This window comes from Blastomonas sp. (assembly GCF_041747255.1).
Classification (GTDB): domain Bacteria; phylum Pseudomonadota; class Alphaproteobacteria; order Sphingomonadales; family Sphingomonadaceae; genus Blastomonas.
The window spans coordinates 1-2,320 of the sequence record NZ_JBGTFM010000385.1 but is presented as its reverse complement, the minus strand read 5'-3'; the positions used below and the strand labels follow the sequence as shown (position 1 = coordinate 2,320).

Below are 2,320 nucleotides of genomic sequence, written 5' to 3'. Positions count from 1 at the left end.
CGCCAGCGAACTGCCCAACGGCAAGACGGTGATGGCCGAAGCGCTCGCGACCGCTTGTACGCCAACGGTGCGCGTGGACGCCGAAGGCGCGCCCTTCGCGCAAAAGAACGAATTGAAGCGCCGCGGATATCGCTTCGACTGGGGCAAGAAGGTCTGGTGGATCGAAGTGAGCCAAGAGCAAGCGATCTCCGAAGTGTCGTGGCTGCAGCGCACGATGCCCAAGGTCCGGCCCGTCCAGACGCCGGTCACCTGGTACAACCGGCACTGCTGATCGCGAAGGGAATGGGCCGGGTGCAGCAGCATGGCGCACCCGGCCTTTTTGCTGAGGATCGAAGGGGAATTTGAGCTGAATTCCGATGGAAAAGGCTCCGGCTGAAGAGGCCGTCACCCAATGCGAACATAAGGAAATACCGATGAACAATGCTACCCCCGCGGTCACCGCGCGGCTCAAGACCTCGATGGCACTGCGTAAGCAGATGGGCATGCCACTCAACGCCATCGTCAGCGATGCGATCACCTTTGCCAGTCTCGATGCACCCAGCGAGCCAATGCTGCGGGCAATGGCCGGCAAGGCCTACGAAGAGCGGCAGGACGCCGTCCTCGCGCTCTATCGCGACCGGCATGTCGAGGATCCGCACTGCTACGTTCTGATCTACCGCACAGCGACCAGCGTGCAGGTGCTGCAGGTCGATCCCGTCGATGCCGGCAAGGCACAGCCCCTGGTGCTGGTCACCGAGACCGGCGGCCGCGTGTTCCAAATCGATGAGCGCGGCGTAGTGCGCGAGCGGATCGGCTCCACCCTTGTCGCCGACAAACGCAACCGCGCCCGGGCGCTTAAGCGTATTGCCAAGGAGGCGGAGGGAATCGATGCCGATCCCGCCTGGGAGGCCACCCACTATGGCCTCAAGGGCGGTGCCGTCGATCTGACCACGGTCCCCTCGATGCACTGACCCTCAGCCACCAAGACCCACAACAGCAGCGGGCGGCATCCTTCGCAGGATTGCCGCCCGCTCTGCGTTTGAAGGACCGAGTTATGAATGACTACGCCAACCACGCGGTTGCGCTGGCAGTGGTGCGCTATGCCAGCAGACCAGCAGATCGCGGGCACCCACCGCCAATTTTCAGCATCGGCGCGTTCACCTGCGAGCGCGTGAATGACTGGGAAGCGCGGTTCACTGAGAGCCACGTTGTCTATGCCTCGGATGACCCGTGGCGCCTGCCGATCACGCATGTCAAATCGCTGCTGCGCCGCGACAGCCACGTCGTCACCTGTGCGCCAACGGAGCGGCCCACGAGCCGGCGAACCCGCAAGGATCTCGATCTCCTGCTTCCGGGCACAAAGGAGCTTCCGAGAGCGCACCGCCGCATCTTTCGGGCTTCGGACGAGAGGCTTTCCCAGCTTGGCTGGCAGTTCGATCTCGAGCTCAACCACCAGGATATGACGGTGCTCCAGCAAGCTAGGTCCGCGGCTCGTCGAGCACAGGCGGCCTGGCTGACCAGCGTCGGGGCCGTCCATGATCTTCCAACCAAATCGGCGTTGTTCACGGCGTATCGGGCTTGGCGAGTCGTGCAAAATGTCATGCCCATTCGCTTTTAGCGGGCTCCGCGCGCTTTCCCAATTTCAGAATCTAACCTCCGAATGGCCTGCCCCTGCGCACGCCCTCAATAAACCTAAGGATATCACAATGCTCAAACTGACCTTCATCGACACCGAAAGCTGCTGGGACGAACATCTCCATGACGCCTATCGCGAAGTCGATCCGAGAGGTTGCGCCGAGTTCAAGCGCAAGCATCCAACCAAGCATCGCCAGGCATCAAAGCGGATCTTCGCTGCGGCGGCTTTCGACATCGCCATCGACGATGCCGGCGCTGTCAGCATCGAGGGTATGCATTCCTGGACCGAGCACTCCCACGGAAGCGAAATGGCTGTCGTCGAAGCCCTGTTCGACCATGTCCGTTTTCGCCCGGACCACAAGGCGGTTACCTATTCCGGGTTGAGCGCCGATCTACCGCTGCTGACGTTGGCGGCGATGGAATACAACCTGACCCTGCCTGATCAGCTCCGCACCGGGCATCGGCCGCGCCCGGGCGACTTCCGGCCGCACCTCGATCTCGCACTGGAGCTGAAAGGCGCAGGGCGCGATTGGGCGCATATGTCGGAAATTGGCCTGCGCATGGGCCTGCCGGGCGCGCTGTTCGCCAACAAGACGGCGGTCGAATACCCTTCGTCCGCCGCAGAATGGCAGGCTGTCCGCCAGCATGTCGAACGCGACGTGTTGCTGACAGCCATGATCACATTCGGCTGGCTTCCAGTTCAAGG

General features: G+C 62.5%; 3 protein-coding genes and 1 pseudogene. All 4 read left to right on the top strand.

The window, feature by feature from the left end; genetic code table 11:
- Window positions 1-271: pseudogene (locus tag ACEW8G_RS13060) on the top strand (DNA polymerase III subunit epsilon); the annotation flags it as partial.
- 142 nt (window positions 272-413) lie between these two features.
- On the top strand, window positions 414-950 hold the full coding sequence (locus tag ACEW8G_RS13055; RefSeq protein WP_373488846.1) for a hypothetical protein: 537 nt from the start codon (window positions 414-416) through the stop codon (window positions 948-950).
- An 83-nt stretch (window positions 951-1,033) separates the two neighbouring features.
- Window positions 1,034-1,597 carry a hypothetical protein gene (locus ACEW8G_RS13050; RefSeq protein WP_373488845.1) on the top strand — a complete coding sequence of 188 codons (564 nt, stop codon included), beginning with the start codon at window positions 1,034-1,036 and terminating at the stop codon, window positions 1,595-1,597.
- An 88-nt stretch (window positions 1,598-1,685) separates the two neighbouring features.
- Window positions 1,686-2,320: hypothetical protein (locus tag ACEW8G_RS13045; RefSeq protein WP_373488844.1), on the top strand; the 635-nt coding region annotated here is incomplete at its 3' end.